The organism is Parageobacillus galactosidasius (assembly GCF_002217735.1).
GTDB lineage: Bacteria > Bacillota > Bacilli > Bacillales > Anoxybacillaceae > Parageobacillus_B > Parageobacillus_B toebii.
Genome location: NZ_NDYL01000002.1, coordinates 17,173 through 41,050 on the forward strand (window position 1 = coordinate 17,173; position 23,878 = coordinate 41,050).

At 40.5% G+C, this 23,878-nt stretch carries 17 protein-coding genes and 1 pseudogene; 17 read left to right on the plus strand and 1 reads right to left on the minus strand.

The window, feature by feature from the left end; translation table 11 throughout:
* The first annotated feature begins 240 nt into the window (after positions 1-240).
* The 17 genes and pseudogenes from B9L23_RS20420 (at position 241) to B9L23_RS09490 (ending at position 20,967) form a co-directional block, all read left to right on the plus strand.
* Positions 241-546 carry a hypothetical protein gene (locus B9L23_RS20420; protein ID WP_318282003.1) on the plus strand — a complete coding sequence of 102 codons (306 nt, stop codon included), beginning with the start codon at positions 241-243 and terminating at the stop codon, positions 544-546.
* A gap of 446 nt (positions 547-992) precedes the next feature.
* Positions 993-1,823: a formate/nitrite transporter family protein gene (locus B9L23_RS09415; protein WP_081189836.1), complete on the plus strand. Its 831-nt coding sequence runs from the start codon at positions 993-995 to the stop codon at positions 1,821-1,823.
* A 59-nt stretch (positions 1,824-1,882) separates the two neighbouring features.
* On the plus strand, positions 1,883-2,062 hold the full coding sequence (locus B9L23_RS09420) for a hypothetical protein (RefSeq protein WP_141103862.1): 180 nt from the start codon (positions 1,883-1,885) through the stop codon (positions 2,060-2,062).
* Between the two features lie 746 nt (positions 2,063-2,808).
* Complete coding sequence (locus B9L23_RS09425; protein WP_081189739.1) at positions 2,809-4,209, plus strand: UDP-N-acetylmuramoyl-tripeptide--D-alanyl-D-alanine ligase; 1,401 nt, start codon at positions 2,809-2,811, stop codon at positions 4,207-4,209.
* Positions 4,210-4,227: 18 nt separating this feature from the next.
* Complete coding sequence (locus tag B9L23_RS09430) at positions 4,228-5,625, plus strand: Mur ligase family protein (protein ID WP_089097512.1); 1,398 nt, start codon at positions 4,228-4,230, stop codon at positions 5,623-5,625.
* A 55-nt stretch (positions 5,626-5,680) separates the two neighbouring features.
* Positions 5,681-7,285 (plus strand): phosphoenolpyruvate mutase, encoded by a 1,605-nt coding sequence (gene aepX, locus B9L23_RS09435; protein ID WP_089097513.1) that lies wholly within the window; start codon positions 5,681-5,683, stop codon positions 7,283-7,285.
* On the plus strand, positions 7,272-8,402 hold the full coding sequence (aepY, locus tag B9L23_RS09440; protein WP_081189742.1) for a phosphonopyruvate decarboxylase: 1,131 nt from the start codon (positions 7,272-7,274) through the stop codon (positions 8,400-8,402). Before aepX ends, aepY begins: the two co-directional genes overlap by 14 nt.
* Complete coding sequence (locus tag B9L23_RS09445; RefSeq protein WP_089097514.1) at positions 8,395-10,272, plus strand: 2-aminoethylphosphonate aminotransferase; 1,878 nt, start codon at positions 8,395-8,397, stop codon at positions 10,270-10,272. The genes aepY and B9L23_RS09445 overlap by 8 nt, the downstream gene beginning before the upstream one ends.
* Positions 10,253-10,660, plus strand: a complete 408-nt coding sequence (locus tag B9L23_RS09450) for an NUDIX hydrolase (RefSeq protein ID WP_062754344.1) — start codon at positions 10,253-10,255, stop codon at positions 10,658-10,660. Before B9L23_RS09445 ends, B9L23_RS09450 begins: the two co-directional genes overlap by 20 nt.
* Before the next feature lie 17 nt (positions 10,661-10,677).
* Positions 10,678-11,400, plus strand: a complete 723-nt coding sequence (locus tag B9L23_RS09455; protein WP_062754342.1) for an NlpC/P60 family protein — start codon at positions 10,678-10,680, stop codon at positions 11,398-11,400.
* A gap of 249 nt (positions 11,401-11,649) precedes the next feature.
* On the plus strand, positions 11,650-12,747 hold the full coding sequence (locus B9L23_RS09460; RefSeq protein ID WP_089097515.1) for a YheC/YheD family protein: 1,098 nt from the start codon (positions 11,650-11,652) through the stop codon (positions 12,745-12,747).
* Positions 12,704-14,080 (plus strand): YheC/YheD family endospore coat-associated protein, encoded by a 1,377-nt coding sequence (locus B9L23_RS09465; RefSeq protein WP_089097516.1) that lies wholly within the window; start codon positions 12,704-12,706, stop codon positions 14,078-14,080. Before B9L23_RS09460 ends, B9L23_RS09465 begins: the two co-directional genes overlap by 44 nt.
* Before the next feature lie 157 nt (positions 14,081-14,237).
* On the plus strand, positions 14,238-15,404 hold the full coding sequence (locus B9L23_RS09470) for a YheC/YheD family endospore coat-associated protein (RefSeq protein WP_169712553.1): 1,167 nt from the start codon (positions 14,238-14,240) through the stop codon (positions 15,402-15,404).
* A gap of 208 nt (positions 15,405-15,612) precedes the next feature.
* A complete protein-coding gene (locus tag B9L23_RS09475) occupies positions 15,613-17,181 on the plus strand; it encodes an IS200/IS605 family accessory protein TnpB-related protein (RefSeq protein ID WP_089097518.1) in 1,569 nt (522 codons plus the stop codon).
* Between the two features lie 455 nt (positions 17,182-17,636).
* Positions 17,637-18,734 carry a YheC/YheD family endospore coat-associated protein gene (locus B9L23_RS09480; protein ID WP_169712554.1) on the plus strand — a complete coding sequence of 366 codons (1,098 nt, stop codon included), beginning with the start codon at positions 17,637-17,639 and terminating at the stop codon, positions 18,732-18,734.
* A gap of 33 nt (positions 18,735-18,767) precedes the next feature.
* Positions 18,768-19,154 (plus strand): annotated as a pseudogene (locus B9L23_RS09485) (L,D-transpeptidase); the annotation flags it as partial.
* Between the two features lie 643 nt (positions 19,155-19,797).
* A complete protein-coding gene (locus B9L23_RS09490; RefSeq protein WP_062754331.1) occupies positions 19,798-20,967 on the plus strand; it encodes a carbon-nitrogen hydrolase family protein in 1,170 nt (389 codons plus the stop codon).
* 903 nt (positions 20,968-21,870) lie between these two features.
* Here B9L23_RS09490 and B9L23_RS09495 read toward each other — a convergent pair.
* Positions 21,871-23,793 carry a hypothetical protein gene (locus tag B9L23_RS09495; protein WP_089097520.1) on the minus strand — a complete coding sequence of 641 codons (1,923 nt, stop codon included), beginning with the start codon at positions 23,791-23,793 and terminating at the stop codon, positions 21,871-21,873.
* Positions 23,794-23,878: the final 85 nt, after the last annotated feature.

The window sequence follows — 23,878 nt, forward strand, 5'->3', positions numbered from 1 at the left end:
GGTTTTACACTGATATGTAATGTTGGTCGACCGCTTCTGGCTACAAAATGCGAGGGGGCAAACGGTATGCGGTTGACAGATGAAGAAGTGTAATTCCTTTTATAAGATGTGGAAGGTTGGAATTTGGCGGGAGAGCGATGGATTGCAAGAAAGTGCCGCTTTTAAGACTATTTGCAAGGAAGAGGATTCGTGCGGGAAATAGCGGCAATTTGATAAAAAATGATTTTTTAGGGAATACTAATGAAAACAAAAACTGGAGGAAAAACAGGCATGCCATGGATCGAAGGGCGCATTATTTCCGGTGAATATGACAATGAAATGAACGTTTTTACCATCCAAAAGTTCAAACAGTTTTTTATTGAATCCGTCCTCCAACCACATCAGCTGCAGCATCTGTCAGACTATCTGAAAAATCATCAAAATGAGGAAGAAGGACAGCTACTCATTCTTTACGATCAAATGCCTGTGAAATTGTCACAAGAAGAAATAAAGCAGCTCATAGCGGATTTAGATGAAATTCAGTCCCGCTGTAAAGGTTTTTCATAAAAAATGCACAAAAATACATCCAAACTACAGATATTTTGGCAGGATATCTGGATGAACGAAATCAATCCCTTGCTAACGGAATTAAAATCGATTGATTGAAATAGTTAAAAGCCCCATCGGAACCATTCGATGGGGCTTTCTACCACACGAAGACACTCCTCTTTTTCGAAACTTTGTACATGCTTGAAAAATGAATTTATTAATACGTGTTAGAGAAGCAAGATCATGCTTGGAAAAGAACTACTAATATCTTAGTTATATTAAAACAACTATTATTGAATTTGCAACGATTATTTTTTTTAGTAAACGGTTACAAATGGAATTGTTGACATTTATTTTAACATTTCCATCGATATGTTGAAAAATAGGTGGGAAGGGCGTATGTTATATATCGTAAAGAATGTGAAAAAAATCACAAAATAGAATGAAAGAGAAGTGTCGGTGAGATGGAAGCAGTTCAAAAATGTAAAGAGTTGGCTGTAAAAAAACGAACCATTCTAGATCGTTCCCTTGTTCAATATGTGATGCGGGCTGCTTTGGCAGGGGTGTACATCGGATTTGCACTTGTTCTTTGTTTTCGTGTAGGTGAATTTTTCCGTGAAGCGAATTCTCCTGCTACTTATTTAGTAAGCGGTATTTTTTTCGGAATCGCCTTAGTATTAATTATGTACGGTGGCGCAGAACTATTTACTGGTAATACGATGTATTTTACAATCAGTACTTTGCACAAAGAAACGACAATCAAAGATACGTTGCGGAACTGGTTTGCATGTTATAGCGGTAATTTATTAGGTGCTGTATTTTTCGCTTTTCTTATTTCGCAATCCGGTGTTTTTGATCATATTCCACAAGACCATTTATTATTTCTTGTGGCGGCAAAAAAAATGCATGCAACAACGATGCAGCTCTTTTTTAAAGGAATTCTCTGTAACTGGCTTGTTTGTTTAGCGATTTTTATTCCAATGCAAATGAAAGAGGATATGGCAAAAGTATTTTCGATGATTCTTATTGTTTTTATCTTTTTTGCTTCTGGATACGAACACTCCATTGCCAATTTCGTCCTCTTTTCAATTGCATTAGCAGTCCCGCATCCAGCGACGATCGACTTAGCAGGAGTGGTGCATAACATTATTCCTGTTACACTAGGCAATATTGTCGGCGGTGCCCTGTTTATGGGAGCGTTGTATACATATTTGACATCTCAAAAAGAAGGGCACGTTTCAGCAAAACAGCCTGTTGGATACTTGTTTCATAAAGAGAAAATTTTAAACAAATGATGAAATGCCAGCCCACACTCAAACTATTTTGTTCAAAATGATGAATGACGATTGAAAATATGGAAAAAGAAAATTTTCAATCTTCTGCAATTGACTTCACTAAATACGTAAAAGACGGCTTCAACATCCATGAAAATGGAAAAATTGAATTGTCCATCGGTATTCATAATGGGAAACTTGAAAAACTGATGTTGCTTACTATTCCGTCGAAAAGGCTTCCGATGGGTTCATCCAAGTAGGGGAAGGAGTCCTTCTTCTTCGTCAAAGCTTCTTTGATGAATTTAGTAAAAACTCCCACCTCAAACGGAGTGTAGGTGGGAGAGGTTCATGAATAACCTTAAATCAGATAGGGTGTTCTCAAAATCAGGGGGTAATCCGGTAAAAGAGGGGCAGTTTCGCTAGGCATTACACGTTTAATAACAAAATTGGAAATCATGTTCACCGTTTGGAAGTGTGTTTTTTAGTCACTGCATATGGTTTCCAAGACGGGAGGAATGCTCCTTTTTGATGTTTTTCATTTAGCCAAGCTACTATATATTAAACGTTTTTTTACTGAAAGGTGCTTTTTATCAATAATTAGGCTCGAAAACCTGGGAATGGACATGAGGTTCAATTTGAACAATGAATATGCATGGTCTTACAAAACAGAAGTCTTATTCCGATTTTTTAGGTTATATTCTCGTTTTTTCATGGCAAGCAATCTATGATGGTGGTCTACTGGCAGATACAGTAGACCATTTTTTATTTAGTTTTAAATAAGCGTACTTAGGCACAATGCTCAGAACATTGCGGCAGATGTTGTGCTTCATTCGTTTTCAGATGGGAAATGGCACAAACCTTTCACATCTGATTGCCGTATCATGTCTTAAAATCTGTTTAATGCCGGGTCGTATAAATAGGCTCCCGCCCAATATACAGTAACCACATCACAATCGCATGTATACAATATTACACACCGAGAAAATGAGGAAGAGAGGAAACGTATATGAAATGGCTTTATCTAAACGAGATTGTTGCTCAAATTGGCGGGTCATTGGTGCAAGGAACGGGAAATCCTCTCATTAAGAATGTGGTAACGAAACGCTATAAGGTAGATAATCATACACTGCTCATTGATTTATATACAAAAAGAAAAATCCGCTCCAAGCTGTTTCAAAAATATAAACCTATTGTTGTTGTAACGGAAAAGCCACAAGACTTTAACCATCTTGGCGATGATGTGATTGTCATAAAAGTAGAAGATGTAGATGAGGCCTATTGGAAGTTCATTGATTATTACCGCAGCCTTTTTGATATCCCCATTATAGGGGTAACAGGAACCTGCGGTAAAACAACAACAAAAGAAATGATTAAACATATTCTTGAAAAACGTTATAAAGTCCAAGCTACTTATAAGAGTTTCAACGGCGGTCATCGAAATCATCGTTATCTTCTTGGAATTGATGAGACAACAGGAGCAGCCGTGATTGAAATGGGCGTAGACTCCCCAGGGGATATCACTTTTTATATAAAATATTTTCGCCCACAGATAAGGATTTTGTTAAACATTGACGTGTATCATTTGGTGGGATGTAAAACTCCGGAACGTTATCTGGAGGCGAAAGCGGAAATCCTGCATGATTTAGATCCGGTGAACGGAACTCTCATCATAAATGCGGATGACGAGAACATCAAAAAAATTGATGTGAGTAAATTCCGCAACATCATTCTCTATTTCGGCTTCAGCGACGGATGCGACTTTCAAGCAACGGATGTCGCCTATGACCGAGAAGGTATGAGGTTTACGCTCCGTCATCAAAATCAAACCTATCCCGTCTTTGTGCCAGGGTATGGCAAACATAACGTGTATAATGCGCTTGCCGCCATCGCAGCGGTGTGGAGTGCAGGGGTGGATATAAAGGAAGCGTGCGAGCGATTGGCGTCGTTCAATCAAGTAATCGAACATTTGGAGTTCCATTCCGGGCTCGGTGGCTGCACCGTCATTGACGATACATGGAATGTAACTCCTCTTTCTATGGCAAACGCTCTTCAAGTAATGAAAGAAATTGCCGGTTCCAAAACGAAAATCGCTCTTTTAGGATATATGCCCCAGTTAGGGGACGGAGAGTATGCACGGCAAGAGTATGCCAAGATGGGAGAGAAAGTAATCGAAACACAAGTGGATTTTCTCATTGTGGTGGGGGATGAAGCGAAGGAAATCGGAAGGAAAGCTCTAGAACTTGGAATGGATCCAAGTAAAGTTTATTTTTCCAACAGCGGGACGGAAATCTATGAGATCCTTCACCCTCTTTTAAACGAGGAAGCGATCGTGCTTCTCAAGATCCCTCATCGTGTCATGGTTCAGGACTCATTTAAAGAACTAAAGGCGAAAATCATCGTTTCATGAATAAAGGGGAGAATGCACATGAAAAGTTTATATCTCCAAGAAATTCTTGCGGAGATAGGTGGCACTGTCATACAGGGATCCGGCAATCCCTTGATACAAAATGTCGTCTATCGACCCAAAAAAATGAAAGACCAAACGATGCTGTTTTACCGTTACAACGATATGAAAATTGACAAAAAATTATTTCAAAAGTACAAATCGGTCGTTGTTGTTACAGACAATCCTGATTATTTCCAAGATATAGGCAAGGATGTCATGATTATTAAAGTACCAAATATAGAGGAGGCCTATTGGAAGTTTGTTAACTATTATCGCCATCTTTTTGACATCCCGATTATCGGCATCACTGGTACCTGTGGCAAGACAACGACCAAAGAAATGGTAAAGCATATATTAAGAAAATATTATAAAGTCCAATCCACCTTTCTCAGCAATAATCAAAGATCCCTTAATTTAAAATATTTGCTCGGTATTGATGATGAGACACAAGCAGCTGTCTTTGAAATGCCTGTTGCTTCCCCAGGTTATTTGGCCAACACCATTCAATATTTCCAACCCCAAATCAGAGTCTTGCTAAACATTGATGTCTACCATTTAAAGGATTGCAAAACACCGGAAGCCTATATGAAGGCGAAAGCCGAAATCATAAACGGATTAGATCCGAAGACAGGGATTATCATCTTAAACGCTGATGACAGCAACATAAAAAAGGTTCTCGATGTTAGCGGATTTCAACGGGTCATCTATTTTGGCTTCAGTGACGGATGCCATTTTCAAGCGAAAAATGTCCGCAACGTGGATGGCGGAATGCAGTTCACTCTTAAGCATCAAGATCAAACTTACCAAGTTTTTGTGCCGGGTTACGGCAAGCCTAATGTATACAACGCCCTTGCCGCTATCGCGGCCGCATCTAGCGCGGGCATGAGTGTAGAGGAATGTTGCGAACGATTGGCATCTTTTGAACAGATGAAAGAACATCTGCAATTCCGTCACGGAGCAGGCGGATGCACCATCATTGACGATACATGGAATGCAGCTCCTCTTTCCATGGCGTCCGCACTTGAAGTACTTCAAGAAACCTCCGGCTCGAAAACGAAGATCGCGATTTTGGGATATATGCCCCAGCTTGGGGAGAGTGAATTTGCAAGGCAACAATATGCGAGGATAGGCGAAAAAGTGGTGGAAACACAGGTTGACTACCTGTTTGTCGTAGGGGATGAAGCGAAGGAAATCGGAAGAAAAGCCGTAGAACTCGGAATGGATCCAAGTAAAGTTTATTTTTCCAACAGCGGAACGGAAATCTATCAAATCCTTAAGCATTTTTTAAACCAGGACTCTGTCGTGCTTCTTAAAATCCCTCACCGCGTCATGGTTCAGGACTCTTTCCAAAAGTTAAAACAGGCAATAATGCCTTAACTCAAATTTCATGCGATATCAAAAAATGAAATTTTATAAATGAAAGGGATCAGCGATGAAAAAGACAACTCAGTTAAGGAATCTAATCAATTCTAATTCATTGGAATTTATCATGGAGGCTCACAATGGATTGTCGGCGAAAATTGTGGAAGAGGCCGGATTTAAAGGAATTTGGGCGAGTGGACTGTCCATCTCCGCTTCCATGGGAGTAAGAGACAACAACGAAGCTTCATGGACACAGGTGCTGGAAGTTTTGGAGTTTATGAGCGATGCTACGTCCATACCGATTTTGCTGGACGGGGATACCGGCTACGGAAACTTCAATAATGCCCGACGTCTTGTAAAAAAATTAGAATCAAGGCAAATTGCCGGTGTCTGTATAGAAGACAAATTATTTCCGAAAACCAATTCTTTTATCAGTGGAGAAGCACAACCGCTTGCGGATATCGAAGAGTTTTGCGGGAAAATCAAAGCGATGAAGGATAGCCAGACTGACGATGACTTTGTTGTCGTTGCGAGAGTGGAAGCCTTTATCGCAGGATGGGGGCTCAGAGAGGCGCTTCGCCGCGCCGAGGCTTATCGTCAGGCGGGGGCCGACGCGATTTTGATACACAGCAAGAGAAACGATGCTGCGGAGATCGAAGTATTTATGAAAGAATGGGGCAACAGACTTCCAGTCGTGATTGTACCGACAAAGTATTATTCCGTTCCAACGCAGAAGTTTAGAGAATTGGGTGTTAGCCTCGTGATTTGGGCTAATCATAATCTAAGGGCAGCGATCAAGGCGATGCAGGAAACGAGCCGGCAAATTCGTCAAGAACAAAGCCTTGTGAATATAGAGCCTAACGTTGTTTCCGTGAACGAAGTGTTCAGGCTTCAGGGAGTAGATGAATTGAAACAAGCCGAAAAAAGATATCTTCCGGCTTCTGGAAAGAACGTGAATGCCATTATATTGGCGGCGAGCAGAGGCGATATGGATGAGCTGACTGCAGAGATTCCAAAGACTCTGCTTGAGGTCGGAGGAAAATCCTTGCTCGCGACGCAAATTGATGAATTTAATAAGGTTGGCATCAAAGATATTTGCGTGGTTAGAGGCTTTGCCAAAGATAAGGTTGCCGCAGCGAATTTTTCGGTTATTGACAATGACTTGTTTGCAGAAACGAAAGAACTTTACTCCTTATATCTAGCCAAGGACAAAATTAAAGAGAATACTGTGATCAGCTATGGAGATATTATTTTCAAAAACTATATCCTCAACGATCTTCTGAACGATATGAACGACATTACCCTCATTGTTGACGCTGATGTAGAAACGATCAGTCATGATAAAGACCTCGTATCCACCGATACACCTTATTCTAAGAAACTTTACTCCAGCACTGTCCGGTTTATCAAAATGTCAGGGGACTTGAAAGAAGAAGAAATCCATGGTGAATTTATCGGTCTCTGGAAGGTGACAAAAAACGGTTCTAAAATTGTAAAAAAAGCTTTAGAAGAACTATCAAAAAGAGAAGACTTCAAACAGCTGACAATGGCGGACCTTTTTAATTACATTAGTTCGTTCCGCCCTATTGCGGTGAAATATATCAAAGGTTCATGGCTTGATATCGATACCATCCGCGACCTCCAAAAGGCAGGTGATTTATTTGATAAACACTAAAATGTTCGGTGAAGAATTAAAAAAGATGGGCTTTCATTTCTTCAGCGGGGTACCGTGTTCTTTTCTAAAGAACTTAATCAATTATGCGATTAATGATTGCGACTATGTTGCGGCAACGAATGAAGGTGAAGCGGTGGCGATTGCCGCGGGGGCTTATCTGGCAGGCGAGAAGCCGGTCGTTCTCATGCAAAATTCAGGGTTAACCAATGCCGTATCGCCATTGGTTTCCCTGAATTATCCTTTTCGGATTCCTGTGCTTGGATTTGTAAGCCTAAGAGGCGAACCAGGCATTCCTGATGAACCGCAGCATGAATTGATGGGACGTATCACAACGAAAATGCTCGATCTTATGGAAATTAAATGGGAATATTTATCGGCTGACTTCGAGCAGGCAAAAAATCAACTTGTGCGAGCTCATTCATATATCGAAAGGGACCAAACCTTCTTTTTTGTCGTGAAAAAAAATACGTTTGAGAAAGAGCCGTTAAAGGATCAAAAACAACGATCTAACTTAAACGTGTTAAAGGTCGGGAAAACGAAAGATGATCAACTTCCAACCCGAATCGAAACATTAAAGCGGATCAATTCATTAAAGGATAACAACACCATTCAGTTGGCCACAACCGGAAAAACAGGACGGGAGCTCTACGAGATTGAAGATGCTCCGAATAATCTATACATGGTGGGTTCCATGGGCTGTGTCAGTTCTCTGGGACTTGGGCTTGCACTGGCAAAAAACGATAAAGATATCGTCGTTATTGAAGGAGACGGGGCTTTGCTTATGCGCATGGGAAGCCTGGCTACAAATGGATACTACGCTCCAAAAAATATGCTGCATATTCTATTGGATAATAACACACATGATTCGACAGGCGGCCAGAGCACTGTATCACACAACGTCAATTTCGTGGATATTGCGGCAGCTTGCGGCTACTCGAAATCGATTTACGTTCATAACCTTGAGGAATTGGAATCGTGTATCAAAGATTGGAAGAGAGAGAAAAGTCTTACGTTTCTATACATGAAAATAGCCAAAGGATCCAAAGAAGGTCTCGGGCGGCCGAAAATGAAGCCATATGAAGTGAAAGAAAGATTGAAGGTGTTTCTTCATGATTAAAACGGCAGTCATTTTAGCGGCGGGAATGGGAACCAGACTGGGAGAAAGAACGAAAAATCAGCCTAAAGGCTTTTTAATGCTTGATGAAAAGCCAATTGTAGAACAGTCTATTTGTAAATTGCTTGAGATGGGAATCGAAAAGATCGTGATTGGAACAGGCTATTTGGCGGAAGCTTACGATCGTCTGGCCACGCGATACCCGCAAATTGCATGCGTACGCAATGACGAATATGAAAAAACAGGCAGTATGTACACCCTTTACCATTTAAAGAATCATATTTCGGATGACTTTCTTCTTCTTGAGAGTGACTTAATTTATGAAAAAAAAGCGTTGGATATATTAATCAACAATAAAAGGCCGGATGTTATTTTGGCGAGTGAGTTGACAGGTTCGGATGACGCAGTATTTATCGAGGCCGATGAATATCGTTTTTTGCGAAATATGGCAAAAAAAGAAAATGAACTCAACCATATCTATGCGGAGTTAGTAGGCATTACGAAAATCTCCTATCCTACCTTTCAAGCCATGTGCAAATTTGCTGAAATGAGCTTTGATGATGACCTTAAACTCGATTATGAACACGCTCTTGTCGGCATTTCCCATCAAGTGAATCTATATGTTCACAAGTTGGATGATCTTGCCTGGTGCGAAATTGACAACGAACACCATTTGCTTCGCGCACAACGTTATATCTATCCGATGATTAAAGCGAAAGAAAAGAATGTTCCGCCGGTAAAAAGAAACATCTTGCTCAATCCGGGGCCTGCGACAACGACGGATACCGTTAAATACGCGCAAGTAGTCCCTGACATCTGTCCGAGAGAAGAAGAATTCGGCAATGTCATGCAATTTATTTCCGATGAACTTACAAAATTTGTTGCAGACCCCGAGCATTATACCACTGTTTTGTTCGGGGGATCGGGCACCGCGGCCGTTGAGGCAATTTTGAGCTCGGTTGTTGGCGAGGAGGCTGTGCTTATTGTCAATAATGGCGCGTATGGCAAGAGGATGTGCCAGATTGCGAAAGCCTATGGGTTAAATTATATCGAATATCGAAGCAGACCAGACGAACCTTTGGACCTTGCTGCGATAGAAGCGATGATTCAAAACTCTGCACGTAAAATTTCCCATCTGGCCGTCGTTCATAATGAAACAACGACAGGCCTCCTGAATGATATTGAATCCATTGGACGTCTATGCAAAAAATATCAAATCCAAATGATTGTCGATGCCATGAGTTCCTTCGGGGCGATCCCGATTGATATGGAAGCCATGAATATTAGTTATCTTGCCGCGTCTTCCAATAAAAATCTTCAAGGAATGGCCGGTGTTGCATTTGTAGTTGCGAAAAAGGATCATTTAGAAATGACTAAACACCTTCGCCCGCGAAATTTTTATCTTCATCTTTATTCACAGTACAAATATTTTTTAGAAACGAAGCAGATGCGGTTCACCCCTCCGGTGCAGACACTTTATGCACTAAAGCAGGCGATCATTGAGACGCGTCTGGAAGGGATTGAGAAGAGGTATGAGAGATATACCAAATCATGGGAAGTGCTGATCAATGGCATTACTCGCTTGGGTTTAACCCATCTAGTCAAGAAAGAGCATCATTCCCGGATCATAACAGCCATTATGGAACCGAATATCCCTAGCTACGATTTTCAGGAGATGCATAATTATTTTTATCGCCACGGATATACCATTTACCCCGGCAAGCTCGAAGGACAGAATACCTTCAGGGTAGCAAATATCGGGGATATTACCTATAAGGACATGGAATTATTTGTGAATTTACTTGAACAGTATCTAATAAGCATAGGTTACTGCACGGAAAGGAAGGAGATTCATGGCGATTCCAAAACATAGATTAGCGGCTTCCGTAGCTGTTGTTAATAGTGAGAACAAAATTCTATTGGTTAAGAATTGGAAAAGAGGGTGGGAATTCCCTGGCGGCTATGTAGAAAACGGCGAATCCATCAAGGAGGCAGCCATCAGGGAAGTCAGGGAAGAGGCAGGCATTGAAGTCCGTTTGACCAAATTTTGTGGAATCATTCAAGATATCAAAAACAGCAGATGTACGGTACTTTTTCTCGGGACGCCGGTAAGCGGTGAATTAGCGGGAGGAGACGATGCTTTAGATGCGGGGTATTTTACCATCGATGAGGCCTTGCAGAAGGTGAAGTGGAAAACATATAAAGAAAGAATTTTGAAATGTTTGAATGAAGAAGAACACCCTTTTTTCATCGAATCCTAATTGAGGGAGGGTGAATGATGCCTGTTTCCTATGTATCTTTGACAACAGAAGAAGCGATCGCTAAATACAAAAAGAATTATGATGACTATGTCAATAATGAATTGGTGAAAGTGGCTCAGTATAGAGAAGCATATAAACATATCAAGGGAAGTCTGGCTGATCAAATCGTAGAACGCGCGATATGGTATATGGAGCATGGCTATACGGTATACGGCCATGGCTTCAACTCATACCATTCCCACGGAGTTGTCGATTGTTCGGGGTTTACGAAATTAGTCTATGGCGACTTTGGTTTTGAATTAACTGGCGTCGCGAAAAAATATGACAATATCGGTACAAGAGTGGAAGGCGTCTATACGAAAATCGTCGATGGGTATTGGAGCCTCGAAGGGTTAGAAAACCTTCGTCCCGGAGATATACTCACTTGGTGGAAACAGCGGCCCGACGGTACTTTTTACATCGGCCATGTTGGGATTTACATGGGGCAACTCGACGGAAACCCAGCGGTAATCTGCACAGCAAGTGGAGCTCCTACAGCCATTGGGATTATCAGCGGTTTTAGACGCTGGTTTGGACTGCATTTCTATAATGCTCAACGAATTCTGCCGGAAGGGTCATGGACACCAGGAAAAGTGATTCCAGGCCATGAAGACAGAGGGCCGGTTATTCCAGAGCGATATGTACTCCCGCCGCAAAAGCCTATTGTTATGCCTAACACCCAGAATTCCCAAGAGCAATAAACCTTTTTGCTCTCCTTAAACATGTGGTGTCAATAGGGGGGTTAAGCTTTTTTAAATAGTTCCTTTTACTTCTTCCATCGAGTCTGCTTCTGTTCGCGCTTTTCTGCTCTTTCGTCTTGAATGAGCTTGACCTAAATGCTTTTTATTTATGCCAAATGATTTATTTGGACTTATACACCAATAAATGACGCAGTCATAAGATAGAGTATTGAAAGCTGTTATCTGATCGGAAGTAAAGAGGTGAAACTAGTGCAAACAGAAACCGTTGACTTTGGTTTTATATATAATGCAAAAAAACAGCAGCACATTTTTCCAAAAATGATTGTCCATTTCAGCAAATTATCAGAAGAATACAACATAAGAACCGTCTTGTTTACATTACAAAATCTGGATTTGGAGGAGCAGGCCATTAGCGGCACGATCATAGAAGGAGATCGGGTAAGTCAAGGATTTTGCGAATTACCCCCTCTTATTTATAATTTTGCCCTTCATTCGACCGAAGATAAAATTGGGAAAATGAGGCACTTAAGGAAAATGGAAAATATCATGGTCATCAATCCTGTTAATCGTTTTGTTCAGGGCATCATTTTCGAAATGTTAGCCTCTTTAACAGGCTCTGAACAATTTCTCTTGCCCTCAGTAACATTAAATGCCGCAACTTTAACGGAGTATCTTCACAAGTACGATACGCTATTTCTTCTGCCGGAAAAAACGTTCCATCCACCAAAAGCTGTCGTTATCAAAAAAACTCAGAACGACAACTACATGATTTGTATCGGCCAAAACGGACAGATATGCGAAAAGAACGATATTGTTAACTATATCCAAAAAATGACGAACAACAAAAAACATATTCTAATGAAGGGAATCGAATGCTTTCAGTGGGAGAACGGCCCCTTAGAAGCTAGAATCTATCTTCAAAAGGACGCAAATGGAGGATGGTCCGTTACAACCATAGCGGCCAAGAACGGCATATTTTCAAGAAATGCATTCTGTTCTTCTAAAATAAGTGATATACTCTGCGATCCTTATCATAACAAAAATGTTGAGGAAACATTAGCCGATGTTTCTTTACGAATAGGAGAATTTTTAGATTTTTACATTCCCTTCATGGGGAGTTGTACACTTGATTATATATTTGATGAGAATGGTTGTCCCTACCTCATTTACGTTGCTGGTTTTGAACAAGATCCATACTTGTATCGTCACATGGATTCGGAAGCACAATCGAACCTTCTGAATAATGCTTTTCATTATCTGTTATTTCTAATGTATAACCATGTAACGGAAAGGGGGCAACGAAATGAAGTGGATCAAAGTGGAGAGAGAGGACACGGGGGGGATTGAAGATTCAGGAAATACGATATATGTTTCAAAAAATCTGGCAGACAAATTGAAAACTCAGACTAAACTGATATTTGGCCAAAACGAAATCCCCATCACAGTGCAAGCTTCATCCTCCATTGATGAATGTACGGGAGATCATTTTCATGATCCTGCTCTGATCCGGCTTTCCCAAAATGTGTTTGATCAGCTTTTGATTCAGAAATCTGCCACGTATCAAATACGCTATACCAACACAACCATTTATATCGGTCCAGTTATTGGCTTTTTGCTTGGCGACCAGCATTATTATTATCACCATCGCAGATTAAAGGAATTAACGGATGCTATGGGAGTTTATGAAAAAGTAGGGGGGCTTTTCATCGCGTTCAGGCACTGCTCCATAAGCTGGCGAGAAAAGTGTATTTATGGCCTATACTTCAACTACGAGAACAAAAAGTGGGTATATGGCAAATTGCCTCTGCCGTCGGTTGTTTATCGAAGAGGATTTAATTCCAGGAATAATTTCGTTAACGAATGCAGCGACGTTTCCAGTTGGGAAGTATTTAATGCTGTAAGGTTTGATAAATGGCAGTTGTATACTCAGTTAAAGAAAAATGATCGGCTGAACCCATATTTGCCAGAAACGGCATTATTAGGTGTTGACAGCTTATCAGCGTTTCTTCATAAATATTCAAAAGTCATTCTGAAACCGAATAAGCTTTCTAGAGGCAGAGGGATATCGATTATCACATCCAAGCCTGACGGGACCCTCGAAGTTCATGATTATCGACAGTTTACCAATTTTACGATTCCCGCATCACAATTGGAGGATTATTTGCACGAAGGAAAATATTTAAAACGCGATTATATCATTCAGCCTTTTTTGGATTTAGCGCGAATCAACGGTAGTCCTTGGGATATAAGAGTAGTGATGCAAAAAAACAGATGGAAGCAGTGGGTTTGTAATGGAATAGAGTGCAGACTTGCAGGGACGGGGAAGATGATTACGAACATTTCCAATGGAGGCAGAGCGCTTGAGTTGAGTGAAGCGTTAACATTAGCCTTTGGTACCGAAGTGGATCCCACACAAGTGAGAAAAGATATTCACTCCATTTCGATGGAGTTTTGCAAAATGATGGATCAAACAGGATTCCATTTTGCTGAATTTGGATTGGATCTTGCTCTTGATCAACAAAAACATTACTGGTTTATAGAAGCTAATGTTCGCCCAACCTTTAAAGGATTTAAAACATTGGATGATGACATCTACCGGCGGATATGTTACGAACCCATTCTTTATTCAACTTCTATTGCCGGTTTTGGCTGGGAGGATAGCGATGAATCCGAAATATAAAATCATTCCGGACCTGCAGGCTCAAGACTGTTTGACGATCCATCCGAACACCGCGAAACAAAAAAATATTTCCGCCCTAAAAAAATGGTTTCTTCGTTTTGGCATCCAAGCGTTAGAAATTAAGCTGAAAATATCTTCTAGGTTAAACGAAAACGAAATGAAATTATCGATTGGGGTGATTGAGTCCTTAAGGATTCCTCTCAGCGGCCGTTACGAAATCCGGCGGGAGGGAAATGAAATTCTAATCGGGCCTTATATAGGTATTCTGACCGCATCAAAGAAGAGCAGTTTGGACGATAGCGTGCAATATTTATCCAACTACTTATACGATTATGACCGCATTGGCGGAGCGATTGTTGCTTTTTCACTAGAAGGCATGGATCCTTTCAAATATACAATAGAGGGATATATGTTTAACCCGGACACGAAAGAATGGGAACAAGGCGTTTATTCGTATCCAGCCGCCGTGTTTAAAACGATTTATCTTAACAAAAGCTGGAGAAATCATTTTCAAACGATTTTCGGCAACCGGCTATTTAACAGTTATGTATTCAATAAGTGGGAAATGTATAAATGGTTAAGTCAAGCATCTCACTTAAAGCAGTATTTGCCTGAGACGATTCTCTACAAAAAGCCAGAGGATCTTGAATCTTTTTTGAACCTTCACCGGCAAATTTATGTAAAACCGCTTCATGGCAGCATGGGTGAGAGAATTTTCAAGGTTTCCAAAAGCGAGGAACATGGCCTGAAATTGCAGTATCATCAAGATGGCATCCCTTATGAGATAACCTTTTCCAATCTCTTTAGCCTGGCTGATTTCTTCAAAAGCCAATTCAAGGGGAAAAAGTATATTTTGCAGCAAGCTCTTGACCTGATATCGTTCGAAGAAAAGAAAATCGATTTCCGCATCGTGATGGTAAAAGACCAGGCAGGTGTGTGGAATGATATGTGCATGGTGGCCAAATATGGCCAGCAAGGCAGCATTGTGACAAATATTTTAGCGGGCGGCACTGCCGAAATTGGAGAAATTACGCTGCAAAAAATATTTGGCCTTTCCACTGAAGAGGTCTTTAAGTGGCGGAAAGAAATATCGCGTATCGTACATGAAGCCGCACAAAGGATTGAACAATGCGGGGTACATTGCGGAAATTTAGGCGTTGATATCGGCATAGACACCCAAAGAAGGATGTGGATCATTGAAATGAACAATCTAAACCCTAGTCCGTTGTTTGCTCTTGATATTCATGATCGTCCGCTGTTTTATCGAATAAAGCTTCTGAATATGCTTTATGCCAAGAGACTTGCCGGGTTTCCGGAGGTATAAGCAGTTTGTTAAACATCTATAAAAATGTATAAAATCATGTAAATATCTCTTGTTATTGGACGTAAAGAGGTGGATGTTCTCCATCTTTTTCATCGTTTCTTGTCTGATGATAAAAAATCATCTCCCTCTTCCTCATGTAAAAAGGAAATGAAGAAGATTTGGCGAATATATGTTCTAAATGATTCAAACATAGGGGGAAGGCAAGGGGATGAAAACGGTTCGGGTGATGAAAATTGTTTCCAATGATGAAACACACCTTCGTTCATTAGATGAGTTGATGCGCGTCTTTGGTTCCGCGAAGCGATACGCGTTCAACCGTTTGCTGGAGGGAAGGAACGCAAAAGACATCATCAAACACCTTCCGCACCAATTTCGGCTCAACAAACGGTTTGCCGAAGATGCGGTCTTGCTTGCTCAATCGCTGATTTCTTCTCAACGTGAGCTGCTTCCAATGCGCTTAGAGGATGTGCAGGCGAAAATCGAAAAAACCGAAAAGAAAATCGATGAGTATCAACACGGAAGAAAAACACCGAAAAAAGTCGATCTTCCAGCATGTTTAGACGGATTACAGCGTCGATTAGAAAAACTAAAATCTAAAGAAGCCGAACTAAAGCACCATCTCGACCAAGGAACGATTCCACGTGTGATTTTTGGCGGAAAAGAGAACTTTTATAAGCGTCTAAAAGGAAAAATCACGAACGAAGAATGGAAAGATTTGCGTTCGAATCAGTTGTACGCTAGAGGCGATAAAAGTAAAAAAGGGAATTTGAATATTCGCCTCACCTATGACGACAAGACGTACCAATGTTATGTAGAAATCGCCAATCCACTTGGACAACCAAAAGGGAAATACGCTCCCCGTTTACGATTCCCTGTGTCTGTTCCTGAAAAATATGAAGATGAAATCATCCATCTCGTCATGGGAGAACAAGTTGGAGTGAATGCAAAAGGCAAGCCGATCATCGAATATCAACCATACACCGTCGAAATCAAACGCAAAAACGGGGAATATTACATTCATCTCATCTATGAAGAAGAGGTATATGGCAGGGAACTTGCCTATGATGAACCAATTCAAGCGGAACGAATCGCTGGGATGGATATCAATATTGACCGCATCGCCGTAAGCATCGTTTCGAAACAAGGAAACTTTCTTAAATCAAAGGTATTTTACTGCCATGAACTGGAATACGTAAGAGCGAATAAGAGAAACAACCTCATCGGTGAAACGGTGCGCGATGTGTATGACTGGCTGCTTCAAGAGAATGTTGGGGCAGTGGTCATCGAAAACATTCAACTAAGACAGCAGCACGATACGGACAAACGATTCAATCGCTTGACACACCATTTCAAAAAGAAAAAGCTGACAGAAACAATCCTTCGTCGGGGCTTAAGACTGGGCTTTTGTATCAAAAAGGTGAATCCGGCATATACAAGCGTCATCGGGCGGTTCAAGTATATGAAAAAGTATGGGTTATCCGTCCATGAAAGTGCCGCATTTGTCATTGGCAGACGTGGATTAGGGTATCGTGAACAGTTGCCAAAAGAACTCATTCACATCATAAAAACGAAAGTGAAGCGCCATTTGATTGCTTTGTTAGGGTCGATGGAAGAATCCTACAAGCAATCGAAAAGCGGCAAGAAACAACGCCAATATATCGCGACGATGTTACACAAAATCGAGAATTTCAAACAAGAGCATGAATGGTCATTATGGAACATATTGCACAAATGTTGTTGGCTGAACCAGTACCAAATTCAACTAAAGGAGGGGTAGACCTGGTTGCTAAAATCGTTGTCGTGTACTGACCGATGGAAGGAATGGTGCACGACAGATGCCGTCGCTAACAGCGAGCCACGGGATGTCTTTCACAGCAGGTGAATGACAAGGGGATTCCCTTCCTGATGGAACTCGGTGAGAATCCGAGTGGTAAGCGATGTTTCCTGGTTCCATCGCGATGTGTCGATTTTTATAGATTTTAGTAACCAGGGGTTATCATGAAGTGGTATATAAAATGGATTCCAGAGAAAAAATCCAACACGATTTTTCTTCCCGAATCAATCATAGAAGAAAGGGAAGTTATACCTCGGCGGATGATCTTACAAGTTGGCATATGGAAACAGGAAGTCGAAGTGGAGATTGATAGCGGCATACCTGAAAATACGATTGGCTTATCAAGCGCAATAAAACTGCCTTTCCAATTGCCGGAACACCTTCCATATAAAATAGAAATGAAAGGAAGAAAACTACATCTCGGCCCGGTTATAGCCTTTATGGCCTTCAAGGAAGAACGGGATATCACGCCTGAGTCATTAAATGCATATAAGGACTACTTAAGCAGCTACTCAGACATACGAGGACTCATTTATATTTGTGCAGCCAATAGAATCCATTCATCCGCCCAAACTGTTGAAGGTTATTACTATGACCCGGCTGCGAAAGAAGATGAAACTCCATGGAAGTATGGTTTCTTTCCGTATCCGGACATCATCTACCGGAAAATAGATGTAAAAAAGCCAGTGTATGATCAAATTATTTCTGGAATTGGAGAAAATATGTTCAATTCCTATTTGTTTGATAAATGGGAATTGTGGCAATGGCTCTCCCCATATCCTTATTTGCGCGAACACTTGCCATATACCCAGCAGTTGGAAAACGTTCAAAGCTTGGATCATATGTTGTCTTTGTATGGAGAAGTCTATTTAAAACCGATAGAAACAAAAAATGAAAAGAGACTTTTCAAAGTGGATCAAACATGCGGCGGATATCGTTTTCTTGACGAATCTAAGGGGGAAAGATGTTTTCATTCCAAAGAAGAAGCAGCGGAATTTCTTAACAGCTTAATAACGCATGAGGACTATCTTATACAACAGGCAGTTTCGGCCAAGAGCTATGGAGATCACCGCCTTGATTTCCGAGTCATTATGCAAAAAAACAGTTCTAAACATTGGGACTGTTCGGGCATTATTGCCCGTTTGGGAGACACAACAGGAATTACTGCCAACTTTGACCGGTCAGGAATCTTTTTAACTGGAAAGGAAGCGTTGAGGAAAGTTTTTCAAATGAACGAAAGGGAAGTATTTTTAAAAGAACAGGAAATGATTGATCTTTGCGTCTCAGCTTGCAAAACCCTTGATCAATGCGGAGGGAATTATGCGGATTTGGGTATTGATCTGATCATCGATGAAAACTTAAAAGTGTGGCTAATCGAAATCCATCCGCTGTATGACCACCAATTGCTTCTCTATTCGATCAAAGATAGGCAAATGTATTTAAAAGTAGTGACCACTCCTTTCGAATATGCGAAATCTCTGGCTGGTTTCAGTTAATGAAGGCCGCTCCCTTTAACCATCTCTTCTATCCTCGTTCCCGGCCAGGCGATTATTATTCCTCATCTTCCTGCCAAAGGTTCTATTCCATATACAATCCATATTTCTGTCAGCCGCCGGCAGTTAACGTTAAAAAGGAAGGGGAGCATCGTTCGTACGTATCCGATTGGTGTTGGAAAAATGGTGACCGCAACACCTGTTGGCGACTTTGTCATTGTCAATCGCCAGCCGAATCCTGGGGGGCCTTTTGGCGCTATGTGGTTAAGTTTATCGAAGATTCATTATGGCATTCACGGCACCAATAATCCATCTTCCATCGGAAAATATGTGTCAAAAGGATGCATCCGAATGCACAACAAAGACGTACTACAATTAGCTTCGATGGCGCCAAACGGAACAGAAGTTTTCATCCGTCCATAACATCAAGAAATGTTTTTTTACATCAGACGTTTAGGTGAAAGATTAATAAAAGGCTGAACGAAAGCAAGTGTCAGACTTCACAGCGCAATTATAGGACATAAATATTGGATCAATGAACGATATATTGTGAAATGCACGTGAGGTCAGGCACTGATGGGTCAGCCTTTTTGTTTTTTCAGCAATAGTTAACACATTAATACTTATAAAAAATAGAAAGTTCGGATTTAATTTGATCCGAACTTTCAGACTGTTGAAAAGAGAATCCCTCTTTTAAATAAGGAATACCGCCTGGAGATGATATAGCTATAAAAAGCAATCTCTTTGTAAAAATGAAGGAATAAAAGTCGTTGCCCATTAAAACAAGTAATTGGTGATTTCTAGCAGCAATGATACGATGAGGTAGCGGCCGTTAATTATCAATGCTACGCCTGCAAAAGATTGCGAACACGATCTTGAAATTAAGGCAGCCGGGAATGGATCTCGTCATTTTCCCGAAATACAGCACTAGATGGGCATCATATACGACAGGAAAGATTAAATGCTGTTCCATATTTCTAATTTAATTTTTGATTCATAAAAGTTAATAGACCGATATATATATTTCATTGGATACCATCCAAAATAATATAAGGGGGAAACGGTCATGGCTAAAATTCGAAATGAAAAGTTGAACAAATCCGTTTTTGGAGGGCATGAGACAGTACGCGTAGCAGCAGTGCAAGCACCGCAAATTGTTTTCAACAAAGAAAAATCTATTGAAATCGCCTGCCAAAGAATCAAAGAAGCAGGGGCAAACGGCGCGAAATTAGTGGCGTTCTCCGAAACCTACATACCTGTCTTTCCGGCATACTATAAAGCCGGTTACGCGAGCCAAATCGATGAATGGTATGAGTGGAATGTAGCGCTTCAAAGCAACTCCATTGCCATTCCAAGTGAAGATACTGAAATCATTGGAAAAGCATGCAAAGACGCAGGGGTCTATTGTGTAATGGGGGTCAACGAGATCGATGATACCGATGGAGCGCGCACATTATATAATACGCAAATCCTTTTCGGTCCTGACGGCTCCATACTAGGACGGCACCGTAAATTAATGCCTACCTTTAATGAGCGTCTTTACCATGGGCTGGGAGATGGCAGCGATCTAAGAGTGTATCAAACCGATATCGGGCGAATCGGTATGCTTATTTGCTGGGAGCACCATACGATTTTAGTCAGAGCCGCTCAAATGTTGATGGGTGAAGAGTTCCATATTGCCAACTGGCCTGGAACTTGGACGTTCGGGCAAAAGACCGGCGATGGCAAGAGAAAAGGACGAATTTTCCACGCAACGACGGAACCAGGAGATCCATGCGATTTACAGTTTGCCATCAGAGAATACGCTTTTGAATCAGGAAGCTTTGTCATCAGCGTGGCTGGTTTGTTAAGAGAACAAGACTTTGAACCTCAATATAAGCATTTTATTGATAGCCCAGAAATGGATTTCAGTTGGGCGGTAGGCGGTGCCGCGATCGTCAACCCATTTGGTGAATACATCGCCGGACCGGTTTATAACGAGGATACGATTGTTTACGCGGATTGCCATGCGAATGAGATCAAGGCGGCGAAAGTGGTATTTGACGGATTGGGGCATTATTCCAGACCAGATGCGGTTCAGTTATTGCTGCATGATCATGAACAAAGAAATCTTCTCCGCAGCTCAAAAGGACTTTCCTACCAAGATTTGAAAAATATTTCTGAAAGCACAGAAGTGCCGCTTGAAAAATTAGAAAAAGTTCTTGAAAAAGTGGAGACAAAATTGAGCCAAAAATAAAAATGCGAGCGATAGAATCCCTATCTTTCAGCTATGGAGATAAGAGCGAGCGTCGGACGGGAGAGGGTGTTTGCTCTCTCACAAGTCCGACTTTTTTTACTGGATTTGTTAAATATATGATCTAATTCTTTTTCTGGTGAATAAAACAAATATAAATTGAGAAAGAAAGCAGTCTTAGAATGCAAAATATTCATCAAATAAATAAATGGTTCTTTTTCAACTAAAGCTGAATAGCTCATAACATTTTATAACCTAATATCTGGATCATGATTTGTATGGATGCTATCACTGTCCGAGTTCTTGAAATTTCAAGACATTCGGGAAGGTGACAGCTTTTTTACGATTTCATTTGTTTCAATGTTTCTCTGATTCCTATCTCATAGGGAGTTCGCGGAACGGGACCGATTAATCTCTCGTATTGCTGCCGTCTAATACAACGGGTTTTTCGTTCAAATACATCATTTCAGCATATTCTCTCATAAAGGGGTCAAATAAGCCGACTAATTGGATCATCCATTTATATATCGGCTTTACGCGGATTTCTTTTTTTAAATATTCTCCAGCGATCTTGGCAATTTCCTTTCCGGAAATTGTACCGGCTCCAGGAATGTTCCATGCCTGCCCAAAAGCTTCTTCTCTCAGCGACAGCTCTACTAATGCTTCGGCTTGATATTTTTATGTAGAAAAACTCTCTCTGAGAGGAATAAATTATGTGGAGATGAGTGTAGGGGTAAAATATTCTATAATAATTCAGATAATGAATCGAAATAATTTGAAAAAGTAAATCCAATAATGCGCTAATTTACAGTCAGGAAGAAGTCGTGATTCGCTGAATCTCCCTATCCCGAGCAGAGAATTGCAATGCAATATAGAAGGGGATGGATTAGTCCCCCTTCCTGCTTATTACTTGAATATTTTCGCCTTTTTTAATAACGAGAAAAATCCTCGCTTATGGTTTTCTAAATCTTCTTCGACAGATTCATTTTCCGCTTTAAGAAAGGTTGTTTCATTTTTTAGAACCTTATCCTGCGTTTGGGAAGATGTTTTTGGAGGTTCGTCATGAAAGGGTGGTTCTGCTGCCGGATGTGGAGGTGCTGCTTGAATTTCTTGGCTAGAAGAATCATTTGTTTCTATCTCTAGTGTTTCTTGCACATTCTCTACCATTATGGAAACAGCGGCGCTCTCTATTGGAGATGATACGTTTGTTTCGTCTAAACCCTCGCTTTCTGTTTCTGGATTTTCAGATTTTATCTCTTCAAAAATTTCGCGGTCGTCAATATTTTTGCTTTTTTCTTCTTGAACAGCAGTGGGATTTTCATGTTCGATAAGAATTATATCATCATGAATTTCTTCTTCAGCCTGTTTGGACATAGCTGGATGTGTTATCCATTGCTCAGATGCCTTTTCCTCTATATGTGTGATGGGCTCTTCCTCTGTTGCTGCTTTCAGTTTGGTAGTTGATTCAAGTATATCGTCACTAACTAATGTATGGGTAAGGCTTTGGATGTCTGAAAGATCATCTTGAGGGTCTGTGTCTAATAGTGTTGGTGTTACTGGATTGGGTGATTTATCATCATCCTCTCCCGACTGCTTATGTTGAAATGGTTGGCGAGTGCTTTGGAAAGGTTGTTCAACTCGTACATTTTTAATCTGGCTGGATTTCTGAGGATATACATTGGACGTTTGCGGATTCATTTGGTTTTGACCTTTCTTTTTAACCGGAGATACAACGATTGATTGCTGTGTTTCATCAATGAATTCCTGTAATTTTAGAAAGCTATTGGTAGGTGGTGATGTCGTGTTTCCTGTCTGTTTCTTTATAACAAGACTTTTTTGCGAAGGAGTTATTTCTTTTGGTTTCTCTTTAACAGGAGGAACTTCTTGTTGAGTTGCTAACAGTTGTACTAATTGTGACAACATTTCTTTCATTTCGTTCGTTTCTGAGTTGGGAGAATCCTCGTTTTTCTGTTCCACTATTTCTGTTAACGCGGAAAGCTGCTTTGATATTTTTTCTATCTCTGTCGCAAAATGAGATGTCTTTTCGAGAAGGGTTTCAATTTCAACATATTGATGTAAAATATGTTTTTGTAAAACCGCCATATCTTTTTGTTTTCCCGTGTCTAACTCTGATAACATTTCTTCGATTGTATGAAATTTTTTCGTTAAGATGCGGACTTCTTCTTTTAAATCTTCTGTTTCTTGTTTTTGTGTAAAGAAAACGTCTTTCAACTCTTCAAAATCCCTTAAAACCTTATCGATGTTTTCTTTCAAAAAATCATTATTTTTTTCCATCGTCTTGATCCTTTCTGTCCAAGATGCAAATGATTCTAATTGTGATTTGAATGAAAGATACTCATTCATAAGAGCGCGGTGGGAAGAGAGTTCTCTCTCCAATGCCTGTGTTTTTTCCCCCATGATCTCTTTTTCTTTTTCCAGTTCAGCTTGCCTTTGTTTATAGTTAGATAAGTCACTTAATAAGGATTGGATTTTTTCTTCATTTGCTTCTACTTTTTGCTGAAGAACGAGATTTTCATTTTTTAATTCTTGAATCTCATTATGCAATAAGCGATTTTCTTTTTTTGTTTCCTCCAACTCTGTGGATAAGCGGTCAATCTCATGATTTTGAGTGGAAATCGTTTCTTCATAATCATGGCATTTCTCTTTAAGCTGGGCGTTTTCGGTTGTTAACTGTTCCATTTGTTCTTGGAGATGGTTCCGTTGTTGATCAGATTGAAACGAAGCAAGCAAGGTTTTGTATTTTTCCAGTTCTGATTTGAGGTGGATAATTTTTTGTTCCAATTGGATGCATTTATGTTCTTCGTTCACGACCTCACCACCTTTTTTTGGCGATTTTTCACATAGGAAATGCCCATTTCTTTACAATTGTATGCAAGAGCCTAATAAAGGTTGA